The organism is Clostridium sp. CF012, assembly GCF_018861755.1.
GTDB lineage: Bacteria > Bacillota > Clostridia > Clostridiales > Clostridiaceae > Clostridium_AD.
Genome location: NZ_JAHLEF010000048.1, coordinates 1 through 26655, shown reverse-complemented (window position 1 = coordinate 26655; position 26655 = coordinate 1). Strand labels below are relative to the sequence as shown.

The 26655-nt window shown below is 30.2% G+C and carries 42 protein-coding genes and 2 pseudogenes; 6 read left to right on the top strand and 38 right to left on the bottom strand.

The annotated features are described in order from the left end of the window. The 19 genes and pseudogenes from KPL50_RS24405 to KPL50_RS24320 all read right to left on the bottom strand — a co-directional run. Positions 1-192 (bottom strand): annotated as a pseudogene (locus tag KPL50_RS24405) (phage tail sheath protein); the annotation flags it as partial. Between the two features lie 15 nt (positions 193-207). Next, positions 208-726, bottom strand: coding sequence for a DUF6838 family protein (locus tag KPL50_RS24400; RefSeq protein WP_216301102.1), 519 nt, complete (start codon positions 724-726; stop codon positions 208-210). 34 nt (positions 727-760) lie between these two features. After that, complete coding sequence (locus tag KPL50_RS24395; protein ID WP_216301101.1) at positions 761-1198, bottom strand: HK97 gp10 family phage protein; 438 nt, start codon at positions 1196-1198, stop codon at positions 761-763. Then, the gene (locus tag KPL50_RS24390; protein ID WP_216301100.1) at positions 1198-1533 is read right to left on the bottom strand and encodes a hypothetical protein; all 336 of its coding nucleotides are present in this window, start codon (positions 1531-1533) and stop codon (positions 1198-1200) included. Before KPL50_RS24390 ends, KPL50_RS24395 begins: the two co-directional genes overlap by 1 nt. 14 nt (positions 1534-1547) lie before the next feature. After that, the gene (locus tag KPL50_RS24385; RefSeq protein ID WP_216301099.1) at positions 1548-1853 is read right to left on the bottom strand and encodes a head-tail connector protein; all 306 of its coding nucleotides are present in this window, start codon (positions 1851-1853) and stop codon (positions 1548-1550) included. A gap of 41 nt (positions 1854-1894) precedes the next feature. Then, a complete protein-coding gene (locus KPL50_RS24380) occupies positions 1895-3109 on the bottom strand; it encodes a phage major capsid protein (protein ID WP_216301098.1) in 1215 nt (404 codons plus the stop codon). A 44-nt stretch (positions 3110-3153) separates the two neighbouring features. Then, positions 3154-3837: a head maturation protease, ClpP-related gene (locus tag KPL50_RS24375; RefSeq protein WP_216301097.1), complete on the bottom strand. Its 684-nt coding sequence runs from the start codon at positions 3835-3837 to the stop codon at positions 3154-3156. A gap of 13 nt (positions 3838-3850) precedes the next feature. Continuing rightward, positions 3851-5095: a phage portal protein gene (locus tag KPL50_RS24370; RefSeq protein ID WP_216301096.1), complete on the bottom strand. Its 1245-nt coding sequence runs from the start codon at positions 5093-5095 to the stop codon at positions 3851-3853. Between the two features lie 47 nt (positions 5096-5142). Continuing rightward, positions 5143-5310: a hypothetical protein gene (locus KPL50_RS24365; RefSeq protein WP_216301095.1), complete on the bottom strand. Its 168-nt coding sequence runs from the start codon at positions 5308-5310 to the stop codon at positions 5143-5145. Beyond that, entirely contained in the window at positions 5307-7019 is a 1713-nt protein-coding gene (locus KPL50_RS24360) for a terminase large subunit (RefSeq protein ID WP_216301094.1), read from the bottom strand. Before KPL50_RS24360 ends, KPL50_RS24365 begins: the two co-directional genes overlap by 4 nt. Positions 7020-7021: 2 nt before the next feature. Continuing rightward, positions 7022-7483, bottom strand: a complete 462-nt coding sequence (locus KPL50_RS24355; RefSeq protein WP_216301093.1) for a P27 family phage terminase small subunit — start codon at positions 7481-7483, stop codon at positions 7022-7024. Positions 7484-7631: 148 nt separating this feature from the next. Next, positions 7632-8057 carry a hypothetical protein gene (locus KPL50_RS24350; protein WP_216301092.1) on the bottom strand — a complete coding sequence of 142 codons (426 nt, stop codon included), beginning with the start codon at positions 8055-8057 and terminating at the stop codon, positions 7632-7634. Positions 8058-8061: 4 nt separating this feature from the next. Then, the gene (locus KPL50_RS24345) at positions 8062-8301 is read right to left on the bottom strand and encodes a hypothetical protein (RefSeq protein WP_216301091.1); all 240 of its coding nucleotides are present in this window, start codon (positions 8299-8301) and stop codon (positions 8062-8064) included. A gap of 22 nt (positions 8302-8323) precedes the next feature. After that, positions 8324-8812 (bottom strand): Xaa-His dipeptidase, encoded by a 489-nt coding sequence (locus KPL50_RS27275; protein ID WP_309245217.1) that lies wholly within the window; start codon positions 8810-8812, stop codon positions 8324-8326. Between the two features lie 270 nt (positions 8813-9082). Continuing rightward, a complete protein-coding gene (locus KPL50_RS24340) occupies positions 9083-9703 on the bottom strand; it encodes a tyrosine-type recombinase/integrase (protein WP_216301090.1) in 621 nt (206 codons plus the stop codon). A 4-nt stretch (positions 9704-9707) separates the two neighbouring features. Next, the gene (locus KPL50_RS24335; protein WP_216301089.1) at positions 9708-9926 is read right to left on the bottom strand and encodes a hypothetical protein; all 219 of its coding nucleotides are present in this window, start codon (positions 9924-9926) and stop codon (positions 9708-9710) included. 50 nt (positions 9927-9976) lie between these two features. Continuing rightward, complete coding sequence (locus KPL50_RS24330) at positions 9977-10753, bottom strand: DNA adenine methylase (protein WP_216301088.1); 777 nt, start codon at positions 10751-10753, stop codon at positions 9977-9979. 409 nt (positions 10754-11162) lie between these two features. Further along, a complete protein-coding gene (locus KPL50_RS24325; RefSeq protein ID WP_216301087.1) occupies positions 11163-11567 on the bottom strand; it encodes a hypothetical protein in 405 nt (134 codons plus the stop codon). Positions 11568-11790: 223 nt separating this feature from the next. Further along, complete coding sequence (locus KPL50_RS24320) at positions 11791-12123, bottom strand: hypothetical protein (protein WP_216301086.1); 333 nt, start codon at positions 12121-12123, stop codon at positions 11791-11793. Positions 12124-12532: 409 nt separating this feature from the next. On the opposite strand from KPL50_RS24320, the gene KPL50_RS24315 reads away from it, so the two are divergent. After that, positions 12533-12715 carry a hypothetical protein gene (locus KPL50_RS24315; protein WP_216301085.1) on the top strand — a complete coding sequence of 61 codons (183 nt, stop codon included), beginning with the start codon at positions 12533-12535 and terminating at the stop codon, positions 12713-12715. Between the two features lie 294 nt (positions 12716-13009). On the opposite strand, the gene KPL50_RS24310 is transcribed toward KPL50_RS24315, so the two are convergent. Next, a complete protein-coding gene (locus KPL50_RS24310; protein WP_253200797.1) occupies positions 13010-13633 on the bottom strand; it encodes a hypothetical protein in 624 nt (207 codons plus the stop codon). Between the two features lie 341 nt (positions 13634-13974). On the opposite strand from KPL50_RS24310, the gene KPL50_RS24305 reads away from it, so the two are divergent. Continuing rightward, the gene (locus KPL50_RS24305) at positions 13975-14148 is read left to right on the top strand and encodes a hypothetical protein (RefSeq protein ID WP_216301084.1); all 174 of its coding nucleotides are present in this window, start codon (positions 13975-13977) and stop codon (positions 14146-14148) included. An 18-nt stretch (positions 14149-14166) separates the two neighbouring features. Here KPL50_RS24305 and KPL50_RS24300 read toward each other — a convergent pair whose 3' ends face one another. The 14 genes and pseudogenes from KPL50_RS24300 to KPL50_RS24240 form a co-directional block, all read right to left on the bottom strand. Continuing rightward, a complete protein-coding gene (locus KPL50_RS24300) occupies positions 14167-14322 on the bottom strand; it encodes a hypothetical protein (RefSeq protein ID WP_216301083.1) in 156 nt (51 codons plus the stop codon). Between the two features lie 99 nt (positions 14323-14421). Further along, entirely contained in the window at positions 14422-15141 is a 720-nt protein-coding gene (locus KPL50_RS24295; protein WP_216301082.1) for a hypothetical protein, read from the bottom strand. A gap of 53 nt (positions 15142-15194) precedes the next feature. After that, positions 15195-15590: a replication terminator protein gene (locus tag KPL50_RS24290; RefSeq protein ID WP_216301081.1), complete on the bottom strand. Its 396-nt coding sequence runs from the start codon at positions 15588-15590 to the stop codon at positions 15195-15197. A 38-nt stretch (positions 15591-15628) separates the two neighbouring features. After that, positions 15629-16084: a hypothetical protein gene (locus KPL50_RS24285; protein WP_216301080.1), complete on the bottom strand. Its 456-nt coding sequence runs from the start codon at positions 16082-16084 to the stop codon at positions 15629-15631. Between the two features lie 44 nt (positions 16085-16128). Beyond that, the gene (locus KPL50_RS24280; protein ID WP_216301079.1) at positions 16129-16422 is read right to left on the bottom strand and encodes a hypothetical protein; all 294 of its coding nucleotides are present in this window, start codon (positions 16420-16422) and stop codon (positions 16129-16131) included. A gap of 35 nt (positions 16423-16457) precedes the next feature. Continuing rightward, positions 16458-16604: a hypothetical protein gene (locus KPL50_RS24275; RefSeq protein WP_216301078.1), complete on the bottom strand. Its 147-nt coding sequence runs from the start codon at positions 16602-16604 to the stop codon at positions 16458-16460. After that, positions 16580-16789 carry a hypothetical protein gene (locus tag KPL50_RS24270; RefSeq protein WP_216301077.1) on the bottom strand — a complete coding sequence of 70 codons (210 nt, stop codon included), beginning with the start codon at positions 16787-16789 and terminating at the stop codon, positions 16580-16582. Before KPL50_RS24270 ends, KPL50_RS24275 begins: the two co-directional genes overlap by 25 nt. Continuing rightward, the gene (locus KPL50_RS24265; RefSeq protein ID WP_216301076.1) at positions 16779-17708 is read right to left on the bottom strand and encodes a phage replisome organizer N-terminal domain-containing protein; all 930 of its coding nucleotides are present in this window, start codon (positions 17706-17708) and stop codon (positions 16779-16781) included. Before KPL50_RS24265 ends, KPL50_RS24270 begins: the two co-directional genes overlap by 11 nt. A 15-nt stretch (positions 17709-17723) precedes the next feature. Beyond that, complete coding sequence (locus KPL50_RS27625; protein ID WP_290443291.1) at positions 17724-17858, bottom strand: hypothetical protein; 135 nt, start codon at positions 17856-17858, stop codon at positions 17724-17726. 14 nt (positions 17859-17872) lie between these two features. Then, positions 17873-18058, bottom strand: a complete 186-nt coding sequence (locus KPL50_RS24260) for a hypothetical protein (RefSeq protein ID WP_216301075.1) — start codon at positions 18056-18058, stop codon at positions 17873-17875. Positions 18059-18084: 26 nt separating this feature from the next. Next, positions 18085-18387, bottom strand: a complete 303-nt coding sequence (locus KPL50_RS24255) for a hypothetical protein (protein ID WP_216301074.1) — start codon at positions 18385-18387, stop codon at positions 18085-18087. 166 nt (positions 18388-18553) lie between these two features. Continuing rightward, positions 18554-18886: a histidine kinase gene (locus KPL50_RS24250; protein ID WP_216301073.1), complete on the bottom strand. Its 333-nt coding sequence runs from the start codon at positions 18884-18886 to the stop codon at positions 18554-18556. Between the two features lie 15 nt (positions 18887-18901). Next, positions 18902-19081, bottom strand: a pseudogene (locus KPL50_RS24245) (phage antirepressor KilAC domain-containing protein); the annotation flags it as partial. Between the two features lie 15 nt (positions 19082-19096). Further along, positions 19097-19312, bottom strand: coding sequence for an XRE family transcriptional regulator (locus KPL50_RS24240; RefSeq protein ID WP_216301071.1), 216 nt, complete (start codon positions 19310-19312; stop codon positions 19097-19099). A 159-nt stretch (positions 19313-19471) separates the two neighbouring features. Here KPL50_RS24240 and KPL50_RS24235 point away from each other — a divergent pair, with 159 nt between their 5' ends. The 4 genes from KPL50_RS24235 to aspS all read left to right on the top strand — a co-directional run bounded on the left by KPL50_RS24235 (position 19472) and on the right by aspS (position 22977). Further along, positions 19472-19798 carry a helix-turn-helix domain-containing protein gene (locus KPL50_RS24235; RefSeq protein ID WP_216301070.1) on the top strand — a complete coding sequence of 109 codons (327 nt, stop codon included), beginning with the start codon at positions 19472-19474 and terminating at the stop codon, positions 19796-19798. Between the two features lie 29 nt (positions 19799-19827). After that, positions 19828-20283 carry an ImmA/IrrE family metallo-endopeptidase gene (locus KPL50_RS24230; protein WP_216301069.1) on the top strand — a complete coding sequence of 152 codons (456 nt, stop codon included), beginning with the start codon at positions 19828-19830 and terminating at the stop codon, positions 20281-20283. Positions 20284-20299: 16 nt separating this feature from the next. Then, on the top strand, positions 20300-21385 hold the full coding sequence (locus tag KPL50_RS24225) for a site-specific integrase (RefSeq protein WP_216301068.1): 1086 nt from the start codon (positions 20300-20302) through the stop codon (positions 21383-21385). Between the two features lie 302 nt (positions 21386-21687). Then, positions 21688-22977 (top strand): aspartate--tRNA(Asn) ligase, encoded by a 1290-nt coding sequence (gene aspS / locus KPL50_RS24220; RefSeq protein ID WP_216301067.1) that lies wholly within the window; start codon positions 21688-21690, stop codon positions 22975-22977. Positions 22978-23089: 112 nt separating this feature from the next. Here the strand turns inward: aspS and KPL50_RS24215 are convergent, their stop codons facing one another. The 4 genes from KPL50_RS24215 to KPL50_RS27620 form a co-directional block, all read right to left on the bottom strand. Then, complete coding sequence (locus KPL50_RS24215; protein WP_216301066.1) at positions 23090-23392, bottom strand: hypothetical protein; 303 nt, start codon at positions 23390-23392, stop codon at positions 23090-23092. A gap of 207 nt (positions 23393-23599) precedes the next feature. Beyond that, entirely contained in the window at positions 23600-24253 is a 654-nt protein-coding gene (locus KPL50_RS24210) for a lysoplasmalogenase (protein ID WP_216301065.1), read from the bottom strand. Between the two features lie 260 nt (positions 24254-24513). After that, complete coding sequence (gene cysS / locus KPL50_RS24205) at positions 24514-25920, bottom strand: cysteine--tRNA ligase (RefSeq protein ID WP_216301064.1); 1407 nt, start codon at positions 25918-25920, stop codon at positions 24514-24516. Positions 25921-26292: 372 nt separating this feature from the next. Further along, entirely contained in the window at positions 26293-26424 is a 132-nt protein-coding gene (locus tag KPL50_RS27620) for a hypothetical protein (RefSeq protein ID WP_258881059.1), read from the bottom strand. Between the last annotated feature and the right edge of the window lie 231 nt (positions 26425-26655).

Here is a 26655-nt window from a genome sequence, read left to right as displayed (position 1 = left end):
ATATTGCAAATTTTCCGGTGTATATTTTAAAATATCTGCTACAACCTCTGTTAGTAGCTTGTATTCCTTTGTTTTAAATGTAATGTCTGTTGAATCTCTTAAGATTAAGATCACATTTCCCCTCGAACTTCTTTGAACGAATGAATAAGCTTGTTGTTTAAAAATTATATCAATCGTTGGTAATTGGTTCATACTGTTACCTTCTTTCTAATTTATTTTAGTGTTTACTTCTAATACTTCTAACATTTCTGTACCTTCTTCTTCTAATTGCTCTAACAAATATAATTCAGGAATGCTAAGTATCAAATAACCATCCTTTTTATTAATATCAAACTTACATTCATGGATATGGATATAAGTTTCTTCATCAATTTTCAAGTAACTAATAAAAATATCTGAAAGCAAATCTTGCATTTCCATCAATTCAATTTTGCTATTCTTAATGTCTTTACAAAAATAAAAGAGTCGTAATTCTAAATTACGCTCCCTGGCATTTGCTAACATTAAATTTGTTTTGTTGTTTTTAAACTCTATATAAAGTGAAGGCCTTGTTATTTTTTCAATTATGTCTGTACTAGCAAACTTTACACCCTTATAGGCAGTATATTTCAATGCATTTGTAATCTGCGTTACAATAGCAAAATTGATTGTTTTAAGTGTTACAATACAAACCACCTCCAAATGTATTTTTATAAACGCCTTTGTTTTAATATCTATATTTGCCACAATTTTTATATTAAAATAAATGTTGTAAGTATTATTACATTTCTCGAATCATTTTATCTATAAAATCATCTATCGACCTAGCATATCCGCCCTGGAATTGCTGCTCTGCTTTTTCAATAAAGTGGTAGCCTTCAACCCATGTTTCAATGCCAGTTTTGTCCTTGAACCCACCTTTATGAATGTATCCCACATCGAATAAATGTCCTAGCGGGTGTGAGCAAAATGCCCTACAATGCATTTCTCCTGCGTATTTATAAGTTTTACCTGACTTTATGGACTTCAATATATCTTTTTCAGTTTCACCAGTGTCACCGATTCCAAAACTTTTAAAAGTACTTTTTTGTACTTTGCTTAAATCTGTTGCGCTCTTTTTAAGAAACTTTTTGCACTCTTTTGGCATTATTCTGCTAAGCCCTGCCATGTCCCTCATGTAAGTGTCTAACTCACTTGTATCAAATCCTACGTTTGCCACTATTCCATCACCACCTTACATTTAAATTCCCAAAATTCTTTGCTTTGAAAATCGGGTATAAATGATAAAACCTCATATTTAAAGTCTTCCATGACAAAAAACATATCCTTTTTAGGTGCTGGAATACTTAGCTTTCTGCATCTTAATTTAATTACCAATTCTTCTTTTTCTGTGATTGGAGTTTCTCTATCGTATGCAGAATAATTGGGTAATATCTGAACAAACATATCTTTTATTTTATCTTCTTTTCTATCCTGTTCAAGCAATTCGTTCGTGAAATTAACCATGCCCCATAGCTCTACTCTATTATTTAATTTTTTTGTTATATTCGGCATTTCATCACCTACTTTTATTCATAAATTCCAAATTTCATTTGAAATAACATTCCACTTACAACCATTCTTAATTTTTCATTATCTTTAGTTGCAAAAGTTCTATTGTCATAGCAATCCTGTATGATTGCTAAGCAACATAATCTACCTTTTCTTTTAAATCTTTCATTTAATATTTTTAAGTTGTAATTTTCTAACCCAATGGAATCTATAATATAATCTTCCGATGTTTGAATTAATTCTTTTATATATAGATCATCTTCTTCAAAATCATTTCTTAAAAATTGTTTAGTTTCTTCTAATGTTAAAATTATTTCAATCACCTACTTTTAAAAATGAAAGGGTTTTTACACCCCTTATTTAACTAGTCTAATTTAGCAAGTAAGATTTTAACTGCCATTATATCACCGTTGATTTTACCATCAAATCTGAATCTACCTTTGATTTCTGTTTTGTCTGTTTTCCAAGTATCTCCACCGACTTTAGTAGATTCTATTGTCATTTGCGCACGATCGTACATTGTATAAAGGAGTTTTAAATCTCCACATATAAACGGTGTTCTATTTGTTCCAGCATCATCATAAGTTGCTAAAAATTTTGAAGGAACTTGAACTATAGTTTTGTTAAGAAATTTATATCCTGATTCTCTTGTAACATCAGGTTGTAAGTATGGATGTCCATTTTTATCTTCTAACCCGTCTAGGTAGTCATAACCGTCTGCATTGGTATAGACATATTTACTATCATTATCTATAGCTTCAAGATCCTTATTAAATACAGTTTTAAATTGTTTGATAGTTGGAGCCGTATCTAGTTTTAAAATTCTGGTTAATAACTTACCATTAACTTTTTTAACATCTGTCATTATTCCCTCTGCTGCCTTAACGCCTGATCCATTAAATACTTGATATCCATAAGTATTTAACTCATTTTTTGCCATCCATTTAAGTATATAAGCAAGAATATTTTCAGGAGTATCTTCCAATAGTTCAGCAGTAATTGGAATTATTCCGCCATATTTTCTAACTGCATATTCAACGTCAACAAAAGTAGGTTCGTGTAATAGTTGGAACTCCGCCGCTTCATCAACACTTGCAAAACCTACAGCATCGGGTTCACCAGCTTCTTTTACTCTGCTACCTTTTAATACACTTGTTGGTTCAACGTCAATAAAAGGTCTAATATCAAACTGCTTTCTTTGAAGTTCGATGATTTGTGTTTTAATATCGGCCGGAACTATAATTCCACCTTTTTCTTTTACATCTTCCTGCATGAGGTTTTTAATCTGTCCTAATTCCTCCACTGTGGCTGTTCCGATAACCGCTTTTGCGATTATTTCGCCTATAGATAGTGTTCCTATTGGGTTTTCTCCTCCTACTGTTACTTTAACAGCTGCATTTCTTTCAGCTTCTTCGTCTGCTTCATTCTGTAACTGTAGATCAAGTTTTGCCTTTGCTAATTTAATCTCATTTGATTTATTTTGTACCTCTTCAATTGTTACTCCTTCTTTTTTATTCAATGCATCTGCTTCATTCCTTAGTTTGTTTAATGCAATTTGTAATTCTGCTGATAATTTCATTTAATCCCATCCTTTATAATTTAATTTTTGGCATAAAAAAAGAACTATAATGTCAATAGTTCAAGTTTTGCTTTTGCTAATTGTAAGGCTTCATTTTCAAGACCTTCATTTGTTATTTTACTTTTTTCTTTAAATTCATTCCTTATTTTATCAATAACACTTTGAGGTAATAGTCCGTTGCCATGACTAGCAGCGAATTTATTTTCATTTTCAAACATTATACTATTTACAAATCCTTTTTCCTTTGCTTCTTGCGCCGTTAGCCATGTTTCATTTTCCATAAGTTTTAATATTTCATCCTGGGGAAGGTTTGTTTTTAACATATAGGCATTTGCTATGCTTTCATCAATGCCTTTAAGTATCTTAGCATCTTGTGTTAGCCCTCTATTATCACCACTAGTATACATTGAAGAATTATGAATCATAATTTGTGCGGTTGGGGAAATTTGCAGTATTTCAACACCCATAGCAGCTACACTTGCAGCACTTGCAGCTAACCCAACTATTTTACCAGTACTTTTACCTTTATAATCTTTTAATGAAGTATATATTTCAGAGCCCGCAAAAACATCTCCACCACCGCTATTGTACATAACTTCAACGTCTTCTCCGTTGGCTTCTTCTAACGCTTTATTCACACCACTAGGGCTAGTATGTTCAATATCTAACCATTCATAAATCCAAGCATCGCTGCTACTTACAATTACACCTTTTACGTTTATTTTCATTTACTCACCTCCTTTACTTTTTAGTGTATTGGCTACCAACTAAATCTAAACTAATATAATTTCCATTTCCTATTAACATGTTGGCTTTAGGATCTTCGATATATGGCAACCCTAATTCTTCCGCTGCTTGATTTGGTGTTATCATAAAGTTTTGAATTTGTTTCATCAGTACATCCGCTTGCTCTATTGGATTAAGTTTAAATAATGCTTTTGTATCAATTTCTAAGGTATTGTTTGTTTTTTCTTTAGTTATTAATAATTTTCTAGTATATTCTTCACTGTAGCATTTAAAAATAGGTTGCATAGTATTTGTATATAAAGATTGTTGTTGAGTTGTACTGTTAGCATAGCTACTTTTACTATAGTCATTAATAAAATTAGGGCTTACCCCAAATGCTGCAGCAATCCCTAGCGCATTTGCTTGTTTTAATACGCTAAATTCAGCATCTACTAGCTTACTGTCTAGTGATTGTGCTGTTAATCCCATTGGTAAAGGCAAAAATGCTCCACTTCCTACTTCTGAAGAATAGGTTTCCATATTTTCAATTAGGGCTTTTTCTCCCTTAGGATCTAATGTCCCAGTATAATATAAGAGTATTTTATTTCCTTGCATGTTGCCCTTATAGAGTTTCTTTAAGTAATTCTGTCCACTCTGCGCAGTCTCTAAGTGATCTATTAATATATCCTTTATACTTTTACCAATTATTCCATCAAAGGTTATTGATGATTTAAAGTGTAATATTTCATTCATGCTAAACCTATATTGTTTTCCCGTTTTACTATCGGACCATACATACCACATTGCGTTAACTTGTCCAAATAATCCTTTATCATCCATCCATACTGTTACTTCATTAGAGGGCAATATCCATAGAGCTTTAAGTTTGCCACCATTTCTGCCTACCATATAACGTTCAGTGTATACGTAAGCGTTCCCGTAATGGTTTCTATTAAGTTCTATTGATTGCTTTAATGTGCTGGCGGTATAATACTGGTTTGGCTCAATATTTAATAAATAATTGAGTTCATTATCTAGCACCCTTTCTTTGCCTTTTTTCTCGTCAATCTTATACTTTTTAATTTCAAGTTTACCCATTATTTCGCATAAAGTTTTCATGCAAATAAAATAAGTAATTTCGCCCATTTTATCGCCTGTCCCGTTAGTATCTATCCCCATACTACTTAAAAACTCTGGACTATTAAGTGTCATTGTTGCATTTTTTATATTTGTTTGTGTATTTCTTCCAAATAGTTTCATTTAATCACACCCTTTCATAGCTTATTAGATAGATTGACCACTTCCTTTCATCTAGTTTTTGCTATAAATAAGCCAGTTAAAATAAGCATTATTCCTAAGACGTAATAAAAAGCTATCATGTTCATTCTGTAAGTTGCTAGTAAAATAAAAATAGCACCTATAATTAGTAGTAATTCTGCTAATATGGTACCAATAAACTTTATAAGGAGTTTCATTTCACACCTTCTTTATTAAAAAATCTGTTAATGTAGTCTTCTGTGAGTTTTGGTGGCTTTGGCTTGTCTTCTACTAGTTCAGTGTGTGCAAATATAAGCACAACTACCATATCTATTCTTTGCTTGTTTTTATCTTGCTTATTAAGCATTTCATCATCAGATTTTCCTACACTTGTTGTCGCATTATTCATGTTCCAATCAAGCAATTCATTTTCTACATACTTAACTTCACTATCATACATTTTTTTACGAAATTCTTTTGTACTAGGGCTTAAGTTCGTATATGTCTGTTTTAATTTAGTAACGTCATAATCTTCGGCTAGTCTTCCAACCATCTCACCTGCGTTCATAGGGTCTGTTATTATACTATCTATTTCGCATTCAAACATTGCTTCTATACCTCTAACAAACTTTTCAACCTTATCATAATCTACCGTCATTCCAGGATGTATATCACAATATTTTTTTCTTTCATATTCTCTATAATCAATTTTCTCTCGCCTATCTGCTAAATTATCCTCAGGTAAAAAACCATGTGAATAACAATAGATAATACCTTCATCCTCAAAGGCAATTCCTACTGCGGTTAGATCCGTAGTTACAGATAAATCTATACCAACTTTTATTTTTTTGCCTTTTATTTTTTTCTTAAATTCTTTTAAGGTTATTCTACATTTTTTCCAATATTCAATATTTACATACTTTTCAAGTTCATCTGTTTCTAAAAAGATATTCATATTTTTAGTTAAAAACTCTTTTTGTTCACTAGTTTTTGATTTCGATGTTTCTCTATCTTCTCTTATTTCTTTATAATTTTCTTCTACTCTAAGTGGATTAGCTTTGTAAAGCCCTTCTTCTGTCCATGCTTCTTCCTTGGTGCAGTAATATAATAAACAAAACAGTCTAGGGTTTTTAATAGTACCATTTAATACTGCTCTGTCATATTCCAGTTCTTCTATCATTATGCTATCGCTATTTGCGTATGCTGTAGTAGTTTTAATACAAACCGGATTCATTACACTTAGTTGGCCCTTACGCATAGCTTGTATATTATCATTGTTTGTAAATGCTCCAACTTCATCTGCAATAAAACAACTTGGTCTAATAGAGTTGTTTTTATCAGCCTTGGAAGTCCTGGGAACAAAATAACTTTTTGTCAACTTACATCTTATAATTCCTATTTCGCTTTCAGATACGAAAAAATGTTTTGAAATATCTGGACTAGCACTTATTAGCTGTGCCATACCTTTTCTTGTTTCTTTTGCGAGTTCTCTATCAATACAAATACTATAAAATTCTGAAAAGTTTTGTTCAGTTAGCATTAAGAGTAAAATTATTAATGCACTTATAAAAGTTTTAGCATTTTTTCTAGGAATAAATAATATTATGTCCCTATATCTAAATTTTTTAATATTGTTTTTATATCTCCACCCAAATAATGCACATAAAAATAAGGCTTGAAATCCTTCTAAGCCTTCCAAAACTTGTTTGCCTGCTACAAACCCCGTTGCATAATTAAATAATTTTAAGAGGTTATTTATCTTTTTAAGTTCTTCTTCTTCAAAACTAAACTCAAATTTTTTCTTATATTGATTTTTATTATAGTCTTCTAGAAATACTGTACATTGTACTATAACCTCTACTGTTGTTATTTCTGTACCTTCCGTTACATCTTTACAATATTTTAAGGCACGTTCTAGCAATACCATTTTTAATCGCCACGCAATGCTTTTTTAACAGGATCTTCTTTGTCTATTTCTGCTGATAAATTTATATTCCCAAGTTTTGCTCTAGCAGCTGGTGATAAAGATAATTCATTACAGCATCTAAAAAAATCAGCATCATAATTCTTTTTATTACTCATTAACGTATTTTGTACTGATAATAGTCTAGGATTATCATTGACTTTTTTTTCTATATATTGCAATCTACTAATAGCAATAGCACATTTAGCTAAAATAAAAATATCTAAGTTACTTAATAACTTGCTTGCTTCAAGTTCGTTTTTTATATAATTAAATAAATCTACCTGGTTATTATTTAAATAATCAGGAGGATCTATTTTATCTGAGTTGCCTTTTAATTTTTCTTCATTATCAATTCTATTTTGTATTTCTTCTTTAGTTTGTGAGCACTCCGCCAACACTATTGCAGGCTTAGTTGGTCTTCCCAAATTCAAAACCTCCTTTTATTTGAAATCCAGAACTTCCATTTTACAGATTAATTTTTACTGAGAGGCTATAGACGGTGAAGGTGATCTCTCTTAAAACAATTTTCACCCCCCCTACCCCCCTTGGCAATCGACTTTCAATATCTTTATATTACTTATATTCCTTGTCGTACCTCTCGACTAGCTCTCTCATTAACTTCTCTTCATCCTCTGTGTAGTTGCTTTCTATCCAACTGTGAACGCCACTAGACAAAGGTATTAAGTTGTTAATATCTAACCCCAATTCCTTATGTGTTGTTAATGGTTTAATGTGATGTACTAAGTCAGCTGGGACTATCTTGTTATCTATTATAAGACTGTACACACATAGGCTATGATACTTATTCATTACTACATGCCTTATCTTCTTCCACTCTTTGCTCGCATAGAATGATGCACTCTCTTTGTTTCTACTAAACTTATCATAGTTGCTGTTGCGTTCCTTCTTATCCTTATCCATGCAGCCATTACTACACTTACTATCTTTGCTTATATGTTCATACTTTTCTTTACATGTAGGACAAACTTTATATAACATTCTATCACCTGCTTGCTTTGCTATACACTGTGCAATCATTGCCAATTGCTAAGTCTATACCTATAAACTTTTGTTTCTCTATTATCCTGTCAAGTGTAGCCTCTATATTCCTAAACTGTTCTTTAATGCGATCATATCCTTCTAGATTTATACCAATTGTTATAGTGTTACGTTTAGGTTCATTACTTAATTGATTACCTGGTGCCTTAGGTGCTTTGCTATCACTAGGTCTTACTGTTTCCATATCTATTCGCTCCTCTTTATCTTTATATTTCAATTATTTTTGCATTGACTTCTTTTTCTTTAAGCTTAATAAGCTTCTTATCATTATCTACCTTGTTAGGATCATCTTTCCATTTAACCTTATTCTTATTATTTAACCAATACTTTTGTGCTGCTAACTCAGGACCTTTATATTTTTTAACATTGCTTATTACAATATCTTCAACATTTAAAACAGTAACACCATCAGCCGCGAGTACTTCCTTTTTAACTTTTGATATAACTTCTTCATAGTATTTATATCCATTGCAGCACTTATATAAAGACTGCTCTACTATTTGATTTTTTTTATCTTTTACCGTAGCAATTCTACCCTTAAGTGCTACGCTAATACTCTTGTATTTCCGATATGTCGAATATGCAACATCTAGATTTTCCGCAATTTCTTTATCTGTAAGATTTTGCTCAAGCCATGATTCTATCTGGTCTAAGTGGCTCTCTATTATCTCCTCATAACTATCACTTCTAGCTATTTTTCACACCTCCTTATCGTAGCACTCACTTTTTAAAGTGCTACGATAATTTTCATCATTTCCCAAACTGATTATTCCCCTTACTTTTTTCAAATATTTTCATCCTTATTTTAGAGTTTTTAAAGTATATTTCACCTTATACTCTTCCATTCTAAGGTATTTAAATTTATTAATTTCTACTAATATATGCATCAATTTTTATACATCCAATATCTTTAACCTTAAAAGTAAGGTATTGAAGACTAAAAAAAATGAATATACCCTATTTCTTTAATAAACATATTTATTCATTGTTTGTGCTGCTTCTTGCAATATATCATCGTCTAATCCTATATAATCCATAGTTATATCTGGCCTTGAATGACCAAATAACTTTTGCACAAAATGAATATCTTTATCATGTTCAATATATTGAAAATAGCCATAAGTTTTTCTAGCAGTATGAGTTCCTACCGCTTTTTTAGAAATACCTAATTCTACGACTGCTCTTTTAAATATCTTTCCTAGGTATCCTCTTTCAATATTTTTTTTAAATGGAGCAACTCCTTCTCCTTTGGTTGACCAATAAATATACTCAGAATCATATTTTTCTTTAACATAATCACTTAATATATTTAATAGCTTATTGCTTAAAATAACACTTCTCTCAAATGAAATTTTCCTTGTATTTTCGGTTTTTTCTTCTAATATTATTAATTCCCCAGTGGCAATAGCCCTTTTAATATCACCAACTGTAAGCTTAACTAAATCACTACCTCTATACCCTGTATTAACTCCTATGCTCCACAAAATATATGCTTCATAATTAAATTCTTTTAATCTATTTGCAATTCTTTGTAAATCTTTTGGTTCTTTTATTGTTATTGCTGTATTCTTACCTTTTTTTCTCATTTCATTATCTCACCTGCCTCAGTGATCCATGAACTCTTTGGTAAGCACTATGACCCATACACTCTTTTAAACTATCACTAGCCTTTATAACTATTATTCTTTTGCTATTGCAGCAAGGACATGCTAAGTATCTATTTTTAGGAATTGATTTAACATCCTCGCTTAGTAATACAAATTCTAACTTACATGTTTTACACTTAAGACCTGTATACATACTTAACATATCATTACTCCTTATATTTTATTAATAGAGAACTATCGCGTTTATTTAATTTAATAATTCTTAATTATTAGTTCTTTAAATTCTCTTCTTCCTTTAGAATTCTTACTAATGCTATAAGCGACTTTATGTTCTATAATAATAAAATCTTTAAATAATTCTCTTATGAACTTATCATCATTTATTGTAAGTAGAAACTTACCCTCCATATTTTTACAACACTCAGCTAATAAACTATATTGTTCATCTGTAAATTTCCCCACTGGGTATTGTGCTGTTTTTCTATATGGTGGATCTAAGAAATAATATGTTTGTTTACCATCATAAATCCTAAATAAATCTTCAAACGATTTATTTTCAATAGTTACATTTTTTAGTCTTTCATATGCATTATTAATGTCATTTTCAAGCTTATCTAGCCTTAATCCATTTAATTTGCCCTTACCTGTTCCAAATGAGTTTCCTGTCATTTTTCCAGCAAACCCTGCTTTTAAAAGATAATAAAAAATATGAGCTCTTTCTATATTGTCTTTATAATTATTAAGCTTATATTTTTCTTTATACCTTTCAAAAACTTTTCTACTTACTAGGGTATAATCAAAACTTTTAATTAATTCTGCGTGATTATTTTTTACTACATCCCAAAAATTAATTAAATTACAATCAAAATCGTTTAATACTTCTAGCTTTGATACTGTAGGTTCTTTTCCAAATAATATCCATCCCGCTCCACCAAATGGTTCTATATAAGTTTTGTGCTCTGGTATCATTGGGACAATAGTATTTACTAATTTTGATTTTCCACCCATCCATATTATTGGACTTTTCATGTCGCCACCCGCTTTCTTCTTTTGATTTAAATTTATATAAAAAAGAGCATCATCAAGCAACTTAGTTATGGTTACTTTCAGCTCTCTAATATGTTTTGTAATAATATGTAATCATTCGTATCACTCCGAATCTTATCCTATTTTCCACTTTCTTAAGATAAAGTTTTACACACTAATATTCCCCTTTTTTACTGTTTTAGCATAAAAAATAAGCACCAGTTATTACCAGTGCTTATTTTTGGGGGACAATTTTTTTCTTAAGTTTTTTATCTATATATGGATTATGCATTAATTCCACTAGCTCGCCATCCATTTATAGCTAATAACATAATAGTATATAATAGTTTGGTTAAAGTCTAGTAATCTGTTTGGTTTTTGTTTGGTTTTCGTCAGACTATTTTAATTATTTTTATTTTATATATCCCATAGCCCTTGCAAAGCACTCCAAAGCCTTATCTCTAACGTTATAATATCCCCACCTACTTAACTTTATAAACTTCATTACAGTCTCTGGACTATAATCTTGAAAATATCTGTATTCTATTAACTCTTTAGTTTTTCCATTTAGCAATGCGAGTCTATCCATTACTTTATCTATTATTTCCACTTTCTTTTTAATTTTTTCTGATATTTCATAGTCTCTTTCAATATAAGAATCGAAACAAATTGATTTTTGAACCTCTGTTCCATATACGCTAGGACTTCCAAGGCCAGGCATACTAATTCTAATTGTCCAGTCTGGATAACATTTTAAATCTTCCTCAATTTCCTTTATTATTTTATCAGTTAGTTTATTTCCTTCTAATTTTTCCATATATACCTCCATTGTTTTTTAAGAAATTGTTTTATATACTCAAAGGGGACTCAAACTTTGCATACCCTTTCATTGTCATCTAATTCTTGAAGTACGACGTAAAAATGCCGTAAAATTCAATTGAATAATACGGCATTTTTAAGGGATTATTCAGTTTTATTAGTTGTGACGCGTAATAAGAACATTCCGTAATAATATACTTGTTGTACATTAGAAAAGCATGTTACCATATCCTTCTATGGTTTTTAACTAAATATTTTTTTGAAATAGATGTACCTATTGCTAATATTAACATTGGCATAGAATATAAAATGCCAATGTAACTTCTATCAATTATATTTAGCAACAGCAGTGCTCCAATTGAAACCATTATTAAACCATTAAATAGATATAGGACTCTATTACAATAGATAAACTTTTCCTTATTCTTAATCTCGCTTTCAGTTAATTTTCCAATTATTATTTTTTTAGGATTACATATTGCACAAGCAAACATGAAAATTCCAAATAAAAGTGTAAAAATAGTAAAACCTGTTATTATAACTTCTTTATTCATATTTATCTCTCCTACTCACAAATTATTTACAAACTTGATTTCACAATAAACTACAACGTTGACCTAACTCTACAGGAATTATAGCATATTATACATATTTCTACATTACTATATTTCTATAATAGTAAATATTTTCATTTTTAAATGCCGTATTATTCAATTTTCAAAGACCATTGTTCGGACTTTCAATTTCAATAGTTCCGTCGCCCTTTTTTCACACTCTCACCTTTGAGACCTTTTAAGTCTATTTATTTCTTATTCCTGCTCTCTAAGCATCTGCATATACTGGTCTAAAACTAACTGTTCACACATATCTTATAAAATATAATCTAATTCAGTACAATTTAGATGCAATGTAGGAAATTAAAATAACCTAGTAGTATAATAAATTTATAAGTAGGAGAAACGTATGGATACTGAAATTACTCAAGCCATTATAGAGCTAAAACAAGCAGAGCAAAATTTCAATTATGCAGATTCTGAGTTTGTTGACATTGCAATAATATATTTATTAGCTGCTAGAATGAAAGTTGATATGTTGTTTAATTTAAGAAAACAAACTGGACCAATTCCAACAAGTCCATTAACCTAGCAATTTTTTCTCTATTCCATCCAAGTCGTTATTTTATCATTAGCCATGCTTATTACCTATTGGTGTACAGTTATCAGCATTCATCCAAATCCACTCATTAGCATAATAGACATGATATTGACAACTTAATACTTTATTGTTATAATTTATTTACAAGCTAATTTTTGAGTGCCAGTGCCAAAGTCCCGAACCCGGAACCCTAGAGGTCAGAGGTCAGAGACCAGTGCCAGTGCCGAGTTAGCTTGTTTTTATTTATCCTAATGATTTAAACTTTCCTTGAAATGTGAAGAAATATTAGGCTTCCAGACCTAAGACTTCCTCATTTTCGCCTTCGGAAATTTTGTTAGAAATACTAAACTTTTCGCCATCTTCTACTCCTTTGTAGTAAATATCTGTATTCCCTTGAAATGTGGTGTTAGTATTGATAGAATGCTTAAATGTCTTTTGGTTATATGCCTCAACTACTTCTTTATCTTTAACTAATACTAATCCCCATTCTTGGTTAGCTTTCTTCTGTTCCTCAAAATTTTCTTTTAGACCTACTATGAAACCCATAGCATAGTCATTGCCCACACCCTTTACGCTATATCCATCCTTTGCATACTCTCGTTGTATTCTTTTTATAGTGTTTTCTATGCAATCTACGGCATATTCTAAAGCTATATTACAAACTAAAATATCTTCTTCTCTTCCAAAGAACGTTATAGTATTAACTCTTCTAGTTTTATAATAGTTAAAGCATCCGAAATTTTCTGCTATTAATTGAGTCAGTTTTCCTTTCCACTTAGCCTTTGTAAAAGAAATACTGCTTACATTATCTTTGATTTTACTATTGTATTTTTTAAAACTCGTTACCTCTTGCATTGATAATTTATGTTTAGCAAGTAGCTCCTGAGCTTTCAGCATTGCTACTTTCACTTAAGCTTAATAACTTTTGTATTTTTTCAATTAATTTGGTATCCAATTAAATCTCTCCTTTCTGTAACAATAGTTGCTTCGCTTTATTTGAAGTCCATATTATGATTTACCTTGTATTTTTCGTTTTGCATATAATTTGTTTCTGTTTGCAACCTTCTTAAAGTTTTCCTACCCTAATTTTATTTTCCAAGATTCTATCTCCTTAATTCGTATTTTAATAAAAATTAGCAACTCAACATGAAGCATTTTAAAACTATAAATCAGAAATAAAGGGCATAATACTTATATAATCACATAACAATTCACCTATTAAATAAGAAAGAAGGAAGAAGGAATTATATATGGCATTTCCAATAATACCAATACCAATATATATATTATTAGTTTCATTAATGGGTTTGATTTTGCTTTCAATATTTAACAAGAAATTGGAATTAAGGACAGTAACTGTAATTATATATATATTAATGATTACAACAATAATAGGAATTTTTCCATTATTTTTTATGGGATAATATTTTCAGATTATGCAGCTATTCTTTTAAATCAATTCTAATTCCAACTTTAACCTCGTCTTCTGTCATACTTAGTAATTTACCATTTAAGCCAAGTTCTAATGTTATATCCGCTATCTTACCTAGCATACAATTATACAAATCATCTGGAATATTAATAATTTCTATTTTCATTTTATCCCCCTTTTCCTTCGCCCTATTTAGCAAGTCCGACATAACTAAGTATTTTATATGAGAATGAATATCTATATTCCATTCTCATATAATTGTTTTTTATGAAATTATCGTTAAATCAGCAATCTCAACTAATTCTGTTTTTAAGAATCCTTTTATACCTTCCATTGCTTCGTTTCTCCATGCTCCTCCGTCAGCTTCTATAATTGCTGCCGTTGGGCCCGATTTCATTCTAAATATGAATTTACTTACTGGCTGTTCTACCTCTGGGAATGTTCTGTATGGTGCTAACATAACCGGATTAGGTATAACTACAGCACCCATTGTTGCAACTCCTGTTTTAACTGTTACTGATTGAGATATACCATCGTCTCCGACTTGTTTAACAGCTTCATCTTTAATACTACCTGTGACAATTAATAACTGTTCAACATCATTGTTTTTTACAAAATTTGATTGCAGCATAACATTGAATTTCTCTGTTTCTATAAAATTGTCGAATGCTATTCTAGGCACAATCGCATTGCACACCATGTATTCTTCTCTACGCTTGTCCGATTTAAGTTCTGAATACAAATAAACTTTGGAAGGACTCTCTACCTGGATGAGCATTTTACCAAGTTCATCTATATTGCTCTTAATATAATCAACTAATGATGTTAAAGTTGAAGCACCAATTGCTGAAGGCGTAGGATCTATTACTCTTTCAATTTTTCGGTTTGTATACTCAAAACCATTTGCAGCAATAAATCTTTTTAATTCTCCTTGACCTAACCCAACTAAAAACTCTAATGCTTCCTTTGAATTTACTTCGTTCATAATAAAATTCCTCCTATAAATCTTAACCTCTCATATGAGTAGGTGATTATTTGTTATTTAACTAGCTTTAACCCTTTTAGATCTTCTGTAGCTGCTGCTGAATTATTTATTATTTCACCGTTTTCATCGCATTGAATTTCTAGCTCCGTCTGTCCTTTTAATTGTTTTTTATATTCAGCGCCTACTATCTTGCCTTTATTATCTCTGTCTATCAATATCCTAGTTTTAGTTGGTGTAGCTGGTGCTAATGTTGCTTTGATAGTAACTCCAACCTCAGACATTTCACGTGATTCATCAGCATCAAAAGCGAGAATTATATTTAATTTTCTTTTTGTTTTATAAGGTGTATTCATGTCTGAAATGTTTTCTAACACCTTTTCAATCGCTGAATTGATTTGTTCTGCTATTGCTCCATCTGCTAGTGATTCAATACTAAAATTTTTACTCATGTTTTTATCTCCTTTTAAATTTATTTATTTTATAATATTTATAAATCTTTGTAACCTTCATCACTTATTTTTTTATCAGTAACAAATTCAGCACCTACTTTACTGCACCAAAACCAAGTAAATCCATTTTTATTAGGTTTATTTTCACTCTTTATAGCTAACCCTTTTTCCACTAATGCATTCCAATCTAAATCACTCATATGGGTTTGAAACCTATTCCTATATGGTTTCTTACTGTACCCTAGACCCAATGCATCATGCATTAATTTCAATTGTTCTTCAGAAACTTCTATCCAAAGATTTTTATATTGTCTTTTAAATTCTGCTGCTCTTTTTTCTGTGCTAATAATTGGATATCTATCTGTTAAATACCTAAGTCCTGCATGATCTACACTAATACCAGGTGCGGACCAATAACTATTCCATTCTCTACCTGCAATTTCAACTGATATATTGCATCCTCCGTTTGGGCTAACTTTCTTTCTTACTTTCAAAATTCTCCCCCTTATTTTGTAACGTACTATTTAGCAAGTCCTACTTATCCCAAAAGCAATTTTCTAAGTCTATTTTTGATTTTCTTATCTTCTGAATCCTTAATGAGCTTGTCCATCCTAGCTACATTTCCATACGCATTTTTTAAAGCCTTGCCCGACCTATCTAGTTTATAGTGCAAGCCATCAATTATTATTTGCTTACATTGTCCCTCTTGTTTTAACGCAATTATTTCTTTGTCTAGAGCTGCTACATATTTAGCACTATATCTGTTTTTTAATCCTGATACCTCAATTTCCAACCTAGAAATTTTATTTTTTAAAGCACTTATTCTGCTCATAATTTTATACCTCCAATATTTATTATTTGATACTTTTACTTCATCCTTGCTCTTTTCCTACAAGATTTTTTTATATATCTGTCTGCTTCTTCTTGTCCTCTGATTTCCATTTCTTTTTTATTTTTAATATAATTTATAGTAGCATCAACTTTTTCCTCTATAGATAATTCTTCAAAATACATTTTTTCACTCGCTCTCTTTCTTTTTTTTGAATATTATATGACCATAGACTGAGCCTTTGAATATTTATTTCTTCTTCATTTTTATATTTAGTAACTACTTTCATTTCTAAGAAATTTCTGATTAGCTTGTCTATATCCTCTGCAATTTCTTTTAATGTGAATATTTCTTGATTATTAATAGTCATTTATATTGATGCCTGCTTTCATTTCTTCTACTTCTACTTTACCTGCCAGAAGTTTTTTTTCTAGATCATCAAAGTCATAATCTCTTGATTCACAGTTTTCTACAAATTGACCTTTACTTTTAACTTTTGCATATCTAGGTTCTTGCATCTGTACTGTTAGCTTTTCATAATGCTTTCTTAATTTTTCTGGAGATAAAATATTTTTATACCAGAATTCATTTTTTTGAGAAAATATTATTACTTTTTTAATATCCTCAACTAATCTATTATCTAATCTAAGTATTGAATTAAAATCTTTTGACCATTTCTGCATATTCGGCTCTTTAGCCTGTCCATTATTATTTTTAATATAGCTCCAAAGGTAAACAGATAATCTGTATTCATCAGAATCAGATTGAAAAGTTTTTGCTATCTTTTTCTTTATCTCTTTCTTTATCTCTAACTCTATCTCTTTCTCTATCTCTGGTGGACGTTCGTCTTTACATGGTGGACAAATATCGGACAAACGTCGGACATTTGTCCCTTTAGCAAGACCTTCTTTTTCATCTTCGATTTTAAGTCTGAATTCTCTCTTTCTGTCCGCTTCTGTTGACGATTTACCTATTAAGCTTTCTATATTGAGCATATATATAGTTCCATTATCTAAAGTTTCTGTCAGTTTAAGTCTTTCAAAAATATCTAAAGCGACTCTTACTGTATCAATATCATGTCCTACCAAGGCTACTATCATTTCTAAGTTATAGGGTATATACTCATTTAATCTTAGAGCTCCTTGAAATTTCAAAGACATAAGATTTAGTTTTAAAAGAATATTTGAATATTTATACCCATTAGGCATATTTTCAAGAATTTTTATTTCATCACTATCGAAAAAATTATCCTTTAATTTTAAATAATAATATTTTTTATTATCGCTCATGTAGTTTCACCCACTTTATGTTATAATGTTGTTGGAAATTACTTTTGGACCCTCTACAAAGGGTTCTTTTTTTATAGCTTCTGCTACTGTATAACCATTAAAATATAGTACAACTATTTTTTGCAATTTTTCTTCAATATATTTATCCATTTATTTACCACCTTTCAGGCACATCTTTTAAATATTTCAGCACCCTTGGCTGCTATATCTAATACATAATTTAGGTTCGTATATTTTTTAAAATTGATTCTATTAAATTTAATATCATCTGTTGCTATTTCCATTATTATTTTAAATTCAGAATCTGTTATAGGTTGTCCAATCATCTGTTCTATAAGTTTCTTTGACAATTAAAATACCTCCTCAAAAATATTTGTTATCCTACAGAACCGCTATCGTATAAATAACTGTATCTTTCGCCATAATAAACAGTAAATTTACCTAGCTCTCTTTTAATTTTTGTAGGTCTTATTCCCTCTCTTACTTCTAATCCATGACCATTTATAAAGCTACAAATCACTCTCTCCGCCAATGTCTTATCCTCTAATGATAATATTTTAAACCCTCGTATTGTTCTAAAATCATATCCCAAGACCTTTTTTACCTCTAAAGCATTTGCAAATTTATAGTCTTCGATATCTGCTTTTGTATACTTATTTGCGATTTTGTTATAATCCATAATTTTTACTTTCCTCCTTAAAATTTATTACCCTCTGATGGAGCTTGTACACCAGTGCGATGCAATGTGGTTAGAGTTGTCATAATTTAGATATAACTTGAATAATGTAAATTAAGAAGTGTTTACTTTTATTGGTAGGAGAAATTTTTTAATTAGGCTTCTCAGCCTACAAATTTATTATTTTAGACGAAACATTTAAAATTGTAGTTCTTACATCTTCATAAGTTGCTAATTTTTGCTTAAGCCCTTCGATCTCTCTTTCTAATTTTCTTCTTTCTAATGGAGAAAATCTAGTTGGTGCAACACCTTCTACCGCTTCAATTTCTGCTAAACTAAACCGAATGCCAGGTACTCCTTTAACGGGAGTTATAATTCCTTCTTTTCTGCAAGTCTCAATAGATTGAACTGATACTTGCCACCTTGAAGCTATGTCCTGTTGAGTTAATAAACTTACAATGAAACTCTCTTTTTTATTTTTTCTCATAGTTTGATTTTCCACTTTTAATCCTCCTTTTTAATTTAGATTTTTATACCCTATCGCTTTAAAATTTATCTGTTCTATAATTGGTAACACCTCATGTACTTTTAATAAATCATATAAAAACAATCTGCCCTTTTGTGTCCACTTAGTATTCATTTTTACATCTTCCATGCCATTACTACGGATAATATCCACCGTTTCAGAATGCGTATACCCCTTATCATGTTTCTAATTAAGTCTTTTTGTTTCGTTAGTTTGAAATAAGTATTCAATGTCAAGCTTTGTAAAAAAAGTATTTCTAATTTTCAAAGTATCGCACCAAGATATTTTAGTTGCTCCATTGATGTAGTTTCTTGCGGTTTTTTCACTCACCCCTAAGCAAGAAGCTATGTCTTGCCTAGTTATTCTTTGTCTGCTCATCTCAGCTAAAAGGTTTCTAAACATTTAATCACCACCTTTCTATCCGTCAACGGTTATCTTGTTTATAGTTTATATCCTTCAACGGTAAATGTCAACCGTATTTATATTAAAATTTTCCGTTAACGGTAAATTATATATTGACAAGTGGTAAAATATTACCTATAGTAAAGAGGGGTGATAATAATGGGATTAGAAAAAATCAATGAATTAAAAAAGAAGAAGGGACTAACATCAGAACAACTATCTAATGAATCTGGTGTTCCTCTTGGTACTTTAAATAAAATTTTAAATGGCACAACAAAGGATCCTAAACTTGAAACTTTAAAAGCCCTTGCTAGAGTATTGAGATGTAAACTAGATGACTTTGACGATTCTAAACTTAATAAAAACGAATCTAAAAATAATTTAGAAACTATAGCAGCACACTTTGATGGTGAAGAGTTCACAGAAAATGATAAAGACGATATAGAAAACTTTATTAAGTATGTTCTTTCAAAAAGGAATAAATAACATTTTTACTAAGGGTTTGGGGGAATTCGATGTATGAAGAATTGTTAATTGAAGCGCAAGATAATGGGATAGATGTTATAGAAATGAATTTTAAAGGAAGCTTAAAAGGGTTGTACAGTGAAAATATTATAGCTATTAATTCGAAATTAAAAACAAGTAAAGAAAAGAATTGTGTACTTGCTGAAGAACTAGGGCATCACCATACATCTTTTGGAAATATATTGAATACAAAAGACATTAGAAGTGTTAAGCAAGAAAAGATTGCAAGAAACTGGGGATATGAAAAATTAGTAGGTATAATTTTAATTATAGATGCTTATAAAAAAGGTATGAAAAATAGACATGAGATGGCAGAACATCTGAATATAACAGAAGAGTTTTTAGAAGGTGCAATAAGTCATTACAGAGAAAAATATGGGATGTTTCATGAGATAGATAATTATGTGGTTTATTTTGAACCATTCGGGGTAATGGAAATATTTTAAAGAAAGGAGAAATTGTATGCAGTATAATATCACATATCGTGAAAAAGACAAAGGGATACAATATATTATTTCTTATAAAGACAAATTGGACAAATGGAAACAGAAAAGTAAACAAGGATTTCAAACTAAAAAAGAGGCCAAGGCAGCAGCTCAATTGGAAGTAAAGACTTTAGAAAAGGATTTAAAATTAAAAGATATTTTAAGTAAGGAACATGAGGGAATTACCTTTAAAGAGTTTACAGATATGTTTATTACACATGAAAGGCTCTACAAAGAGCCTAATACAGTGTTAGGTTATAAATATGCAATTAGAGTTTTTAATGACCTTAATGAGCTTGAAATGGTTAAAATAAGAAATATAAACTTGCAAAATCGTATTGATCAATTAACCAAGAAAGGGTTAAAAGGTTCAACCATAAAAAGTTATGTTAAAATCTTAAAAGTTATCTTTAACTCAGCCCTGGACCAATATAAAATCATAAGTTTTAGCCCAGTTCAAAATATTATAATTCCAAAGGATAAAAACGAAACTGAAAAAACCGCATTAACTAAGCTAGAATTAGACACTTTATTAAATAAAATAACAAATAGAAAATATTATATGATTTCCTCTATAGCTGGTAAATGCGGTTTAAGGATAGGTGAAATACTTGGGTTGACTTGGGATAATATAGATGAAAACAGACTAATGATTAAGGTCACACAACAGTGGAAGCAACTTGATTCTGGAGTCTATGATTTCGGAATTTTAAAAACTAAAAATTCAAAAAGAGAGGTTCCAATTTCACCTAATTTATTAGCAGAAATATTAAAGTATAAAAAAGACTACCCTAGAAATTACAATGGAAGAATATTTGGCAATAAAAATGCTGATGCCATAAGATCCTCCTTAGCCGATAAATACCATGAATTAGGTTATCCAATATCAGTACACGAACTTCGGCACACTTATGCAACATTGCTTATAGGCAATGGAATGAACCCTAAAATGGCTTCTGTATTATTGGGACATGACGTTCAAGAAACTATGAGAACATACTCTCATGTTACAACTGACATGCAAGAAATGGCAATAAAATTGATTAATAATATTTTCGATTAATTTTTTTAATTTTTATTTTTGACGAATTTTTGACGAATAGCTGTTTAGAGGTAAATGAATGGCTTAGCTAATACGGTTCAGTAAATAGTATATGATTCCTATATGGAGTGAGAGTTTTTTGACGTATTTATTATTCCACAATTGTTGTCCCCTTCTATCTTTAATTATATTTAATGATTAACAAGGGTGGTACCACGGAAATTTTCGTCCCTGAGCAATATTTATGCTCAGGGATTTTTTAACGAGATTTCAATAGTCGCTAAAAATTTATATTGAAAATTATTTAAAAGGAGGACATATTTATGAAACGTTTATTAACAGAAAATCTTTACTGTCATATTGGAGAAAAGGCAAAAATAAAAGGGTGGATACACAGAATAAGAAAGATGGGTAAAATAGCCTTTTTAATAATAAGAGACAGGTCTGGCATAGTTCAATGTGTTCTAGATACAAAAACTATAGATATTAAGTGTTTAAAACTTGAATCCATAGTTGAAGTAATAGGTGATGTTAAAGAAAGAAATGCTAAAACCAAAGAATGTGAACTGTTAGTTGAAACATTAAATGTTATTTCGCAAGTTAGTGATGACTTACCTGTGGAAATTAATAAAGAGGAATTAGACATAAATATAGATACTCTTCTAAACAATAGGGTATTAACCTTACGTCACTTAAAAACCAATGCAATCTTTAAAATACAAGCAGCCTTAGCTCAAGGCTTTTCCGAATTTTTAAAAAATGAGGACTTTACGCAGGTATTTAGTCCAAAAATTGTAGCTGAAGGTACTGAAGGTGGAACTGGTTTATTTGAGCTCAAATACTTTGAAAAAAAAGCATATTTAGCGCAAAGTCCTCAATTTTATAAACAAATGCTAGTGGGTGCAGGCTATGAAAGAGTCTTTGAAATCGGACATGTATATCGTGCAGAAGAGCACAATACAATAAGGCATTTAAATGAATATGTAAGTATGGACCTTGAAATGGGATTTATTGAAGATGAAAGAGAAATAATGCAGCTTGAGACAAGACTTCTAAAATATATTTTTCAATATGTGACTAATAAGTGTTCAAAAGAGCTAACTTTACTCCTGGTTGAATTTCCTGAAATCAGTGAACAAATACCTTCCATGAAACTTAGTGAAGCTATTGAAATACTAAAAAAGACCTATGGCAAAACTGATCTTATTAACGACTTAGACCCTGAAGGTGAGAAGTTCATATGTGAATATGTGAAAGAAAAATATAATTCTGATTTCATATTCCTAACTCATTATCCTCGTAGCAAAAGACCTATGTACACCATGCCAGAAGGAACTGAAAGTACACATAGCTTCGATTTATTATTTAGAGGTGTTGAAATAACTACTGGTGGTCAAAGAATTCATAACTATCAGCAGTTAAAAGAAAGTATCTCCTCTAGAGGATTAAACCTTGAAAGCTTTAGTGGATATCTCCAAGTATTCAAATATGGAATGCCACCTCATGGTGGACTCGCCATAGGACTAGAACGATTAACCGCACAACTTTTAGGTCTTAGAAATGTACGTGAAGTTACTCTATTCCCAAGGGATAGAGATAGAATCGCCCCTTAAATCATAAATGCATATATTTCTTCATATGCATTGAGAATGGAGATAGCTGTTTACACAAATCTACCTCCATTCCATAATATATTCACTTATTAACCATTATGCTAAAAATTATTTATTCCATATCATATTTCTTTGAAGATATCCTTGGTAAAATAAGATCAATAAACACCCCTGTACCTATTCCACTTATAAAGCAAGCAGCACATACAAATATATACAGTGCTTTTACTATATCTCCGAGACCTTCACCAGGACTAGTTCTAATCATGTACACGTTATATATTCCCATAAGGAGAAAAATAATTGCTGGAATATACTTAGCATATTTCTTTTTACCCACTAACCTATGAATTAAATAAGTTATACCAATTACTATAATACATACAGCTGCCACTATTAATATAAATCTTGTCAATATATCATCTCCTCTTATATTAGAATTCCACTATAATTTAACTATTAAGTACTTTATTATGAAATACCCTTAAAATGCAACCTAATTTATAATTACATATTATAATAATCTGATCTTTTATGCCATATAAATATTTAATAATTAAGATGACATTATAATAACTGTAGTTAGTTAACTTGCATTTAGATATATTTTTGTTAATATACTCTAGTATAAGTATCCGCCAACAATTAAAACTTGAGCTAAAACATAAGTCAGCATAATGTATATATCTCCATTTTTAAATTTACCTTTAAAAGTGTAAAATCCCAACATAGTATCTGAAGATAAGAATAATAATGACCCAATAAAAGGAAGCAAGAAGGCTATCCTCAAATCCATAACCCAAATACGTGCTAAGCTAGAAAAGCTCATTAATAAGATAACTGCCATATATATATAAGTAGGTACTTTCATATCTCCCAAATAAACTGTCAAATTTTTCATTACAGATATGGCTACACTAACATATATTATTATAATAAGGTAAAACCAAGCTGGTACATCTTTTACAAAAGAAATCCTTTGTAAAAAAAGTAAAACATAACAAAAGTGACCTAGGAGAAACGATCCTAGTCCCAGTATAAAATTATTTTTTCTATCTGGCCACATTAAAAATACATCACCCATGAACCCAAAGACTAATGCTATTACAATAAATTTATTAACTTCTGCTACACTTAAGATATAATAAATTGCCAGTAGTGGCATTAATAGTGGTTTAGTATAATAGCATCCTTTTTTGTATTCAATTTTAATGAAAAGAATATGCATAACAAAAATAATACAAAATAATACCCCAATTATTAATTTAGTTGCCAATTAAACATCTCCTCTTAATCATAGTTAAATTTTAAATTGTTCAACTGCTTTTATTAATTCTAAAGTCAATCCATTTAAATTTCCAGATGAAATTTACAATCTTTCTCTTAATTATTATAAATTGTTACTGAATTTAATTCAATGCTTTTTACATATATTTCTAACATTTCCTAAATGATACTTAAAACCCCTATGTCACTAAAAAATTTAGCTAAAATAAAGTACCTATGATTACTCATAGGTACTTTATTAATTCATACTTATTTAACTTTCCAAGTTGTGCCTTCCTTGGTATCAAGAAGTTCAATATTCATAGCTATAAATTCATTTCTTATCTCATCTGCTCTTGCCCAATTTTTACTGGCTCTGGCTTCTGCTCTTTCAATTATAAGATTATTTATAAGCTCCTCATCTATTCCAGGAACTCCCTTTTCCACCATCATAAGATCTAAGGACAATACCTTATCGAAATCTTCTATAAGTATAGCTTTTTCTTTATTGCTTAGTTCATCATCTTTTAAAACATCAAAAAGTACAGTGAAGGCATTTGCTATATTTAAATCATCACTAATACATGTTGAGAATTTTTCTTTGTAACCTTCAATTTTCTCATCACTTACTACATCATTTTCATCTACAGAAATTAAAACGGAGGAGATTCTCTCTTTAAGTTTTTTAAGCCCTTTCTTAGCATCAGTTAAGCTCTCAAAACTAAACACTAATTGCTTTCTATATTTAGATAGAAGACAGAAATATCTGTAATCTAAAGGAGTATAGCCTTCTTCTTCAAGTTTCGACACTGTTAAGAAGTCCCCAGTGGATTTTGACATTTTACCACTATCTACTACTAGAAACTCTGCATGCATCCAGTATTTTACCCATTTATGTCCCAGTGCCCCTTCAGATTGAGCTACCTCATTAGTGTGATGTATAGCAACATGATCTATTCCGCCACAATGAATATCTAAATATTCACCAATATATTTAATAGACATTGCAGAGCATTCTAAATGCCAGCCTGGAAATCCTCTACCCCAGGGTGACTCCCACTGCATAATTTGATTAGAAAACTTAGAATTTGTAAACCATAATACAAAATCAAGTGGATTTTTCTTATTAGGATCTATTTCTATTCTACTTCCTGCTTTAAGCTCATCTATACTAATATCGGCAAGCTTTGTGTAATCCGGGAATTTATCAATTTCAAAATATACATTTCCATTAGAAACATAAGTGTAGCCCTTTTCTTCAAGTTTCCTTATAAGATCTATCATATCCTGTATATGATCTGTAGCTCTACATACAATAGTTGGTCTTTTTATATTAAGTTTGGTGCAGTCTTCAAAAAAAGCATCTTCATAAAACTTAGCGATTTCCCATACGGTTTTATGCTCACGGCTTGCTCCCAGGGCCATCTTATCTTCGCCTTCATCTCCATCTGATTGAAGGTGACCTACGTCTGTTACATTCATTACATGCTTAACTTTATAATTTGCATACTCTAAGGATTTTTTAAGTACATCTTCAAAAATATATGTCCTTAAATTACCTATATGTGCATAGTTGTAAACTGTAGGCCCACAAGTATACATACCTACTTTACCTTCTTTATAAGGTATAAACTCTTCTTTATTTCTAGTCAGTGTATTATAAACATAAAAACTCAATATCTTCACTCCTTCTTAAATAGTACAATAGTATCCATGATGACTTCAAGATACTCTTATTAATAATTTAATCCTTGCATTTAAAAATATAAAAAGCCACAGGTACCCTGTAGCTTCAAAATATAAACAACCACAGACTTTTACCTGGGATTAACTATCACAAACTGAAAACTTATTATTAGTAAAATAATAATATATTTAAATTCTAACATAATATTGTGATAATGCAATAAATTATAACAATATTTTTTATTTCTTAGGAAATTATAAAATTTAAATCACTGTAAAATTTATTAAAACATCTTGGTTTTTCCATTTTTGTGTAAATTTAAAAAAAGCAGTAGCATATAAATTTATATGCTACTGCTTTTTTTATTTTCTGTCAGCAGATTGTTTTTTTGTTGTAGCATTCTGATTTTTTCCAGTTTCTCTTGTTATTGGGGTGTCATAATTACTCTTTACTAGTCTAGAAAATTTATTATCCGGTTGACTATCTTTAGGCATAAAAACATCTCCCTTATCTATATTTATGCTTATATGTTTTGCTATTTTAAAAATTATATTCTATTTCATTTACTATTTTAATTTATTATAATTTAATCTTAAATAAAAAACACTATTAACTAAAATGTATCCTATAGAGTAGACAATTTAAAAAAAGTCTACCCTATAGGATATTTTTGTGTATAATAGAAAAAAAGCAGGAAATGGTGGGGTTGAAATGAGTAATAAATT

Coding starts and splice junctions, on each gene's coding strand:
- KPL50_RS24390 (WP_216301100.1), bottom strand. CDS start 1,533: ATGCCGAATATAACAAAAAAATTAAATAATAGAGTAGAGCTATGGGGC.
- KPL50_RS24380 (WP_216301098.1), bottom strand. CDS start 3,109: ATGAAATTATCAGCAGAATTACAAATTGCATTAAACAAACTAAGGAAT.
- KPL50_RS24375 (WP_216301097.1), bottom strand. CDS start 3,837: ATGAAAATAAACGTAAAAGGTGTAATTGTAAGTAGCAGCGATGCTTGG.
- KPL50_RS24370 (WP_216301096.1), bottom strand. CDS start 5,095: ATGAAACTATTTGGAAGAAATACACAAACAAATATAAAAAATGCAACA.
- KPL50_RS24365 (WP_216301095.1), bottom strand. CDS start 5,310: ATGAAACTCCTTATAAAGTTTATTGGTACCATATTAGCAGAATTACTA.
- KPL50_RS24360 (WP_216301094.1), bottom strand. CDS start 7,019: ATGGTATTGCTAGAACGTGCCTTAAAATATTGTAAAGATGTAACGGAA.
- KPL50_RS24350 (WP_216301092.1), bottom strand. CDS start 8,057: ATGTTATATAAAGTTTGTCCTACATGTAAAGAAAAGTATGAACATATA.
- KPL50_RS24345 (WP_216301091.1), bottom strand. CDS start 8,301: ATGGAAACAGTAAGACCTAGTGATAGCAAAGCACCTAAGGCACCAGGT.
- KPL50_RS24340 (WP_216301090.1), bottom strand. CDS start 9,703: ATGAGAAAAAAAGGTAAGAATACAGCAATAACAATAAAAGAACCAAAA.
- KPL50_RS24335 (WP_216301089.1), bottom strand. CDS start 9,926: ATGTTAAGTATGTATACAGGTCTTAAGTGTAAAACATGTAAGTTAGAA.
- KPL50_RS24330 (WP_216301088.1), bottom strand. CDS start 10,753: ATGAAAAGTCCAATAATATGGATGGGTGGAAAATCAAAATTAGTAAAT.
- KPL50_RS24325 (WP_216301087.1), bottom strand. CDS start 11,567: ATGGAAAAATTAGAAGGAAATAAACTAACTGATAAAATAATAAAGGAA.
- KPL50_RS24320 (WP_216301086.1), bottom strand. CDS start 12,123: ATGAATAAAGAAGTTATAATAACAGGTTTTACTATTTTTACACTTTTA.
- KPL50_RS24315 (WP_216301085.1), top strand. CDS start 12,533: ATGGATACTGAAATTACTCAAGCCATTATAGAGCTAAAACAAGCAGAG.
- KPL50_RS24305 (WP_216301084.1), top strand. CDS start 13,975: ATGGCATTTCCAATAATACCAATACCAATATATATATTATTAGTTTCA.
- KPL50_RS24300 (WP_216301083.1), bottom strand. CDS start 14,322: ATGAAAATAGAAATTATTAATATTCCAGATGATTTGTATAATTGTATG.
- KPL50_RS24295 (WP_216301082.1), bottom strand. CDS start 15,141: ATGAACGAAGTAAATTCAAAGGAAGCATTAGAGTTTTTAGTTGGGTTA.
- KPL50_RS24290 (WP_216301081.1), bottom strand. CDS start 15,590: ATGAGTAAAAATTTTAGTATTGAATCACTAGCAGATGGAGCAATAGCA.
- KPL50_RS24280 (WP_216301079.1), bottom strand. CDS start 16,422: ATGAGCAGAATAAGTGCTTTAAAAAATAAAATTTCTAGGTTGGAAATT.
- KPL50_RS24275 (WP_216301078.1), bottom strand. CDS start 16,604: ATGTATTTTGAAGAATTATCTATAGAGGAAAAAGTTGATGCTACTATA.
- KPL50_RS24270 (WP_216301077.1), bottom strand. CDS start 16,789: ATGACTATTAATAATCAAGAAATATTCACATTAAAAGAAATTGCAGAG.
- KPL50_RS24265 (WP_216301076.1), bottom strand. CDS start 17,708: ATGAGCGATAATAAAAAATATTATTATTTAAAATTAAAGGATAATTTT.
- KPL50_RS27625 (WP_290443291.1), bottom strand. CDS start 17,858: ATGGATAAATATATTGAAGAAAAATTGCAAAAAATAGTTGTACTATAT.
- KPL50_RS24255 (WP_216301074.1), bottom strand. CDS start 18,387: ATGGATTATAACAAAATCGCAAATAAGTATACAAAAGCAGATATCGAA.
- KPL50_RS24240 (WP_216301071.1), bottom strand. CDS start 19,312: ATGTTTAGAAACCTTTTAGCTGAGATGAGCAGACAAAGAATAACTAGG.
- KPL50_RS24235 (WP_216301070.1), top strand. CDS start 19,472: ATGGGATTAGAAAAAATCAATGAATTAAAAAAGAAGAAGGGACTAACA.
- KPL50_RS24230 (WP_216301069.1), top strand. CDS start 19,828: ATGTATGAAGAATTGTTAATTGAAGCGCAAGATAATGGGATAGATGTT.
- KPL50_RS24225 (WP_216301068.1), top strand. CDS start 20,300: ATGCAGTATAATATCACATATCGTGAAAAAGACAAAGGGATACAATAT.
- aspS (WP_216301067.1), top strand. CDS start 21,688: ATGAAACGTTTATTAACAGAAAATCTTTACTGTCATATTGGAGAAAAG.
- KPL50_RS27620 (WP_258881059.1), bottom strand. CDS start 26,424: ATGCCTAAAGATAGTCAACCGGATAATAAATTTTCTAGACTAGTAAAG.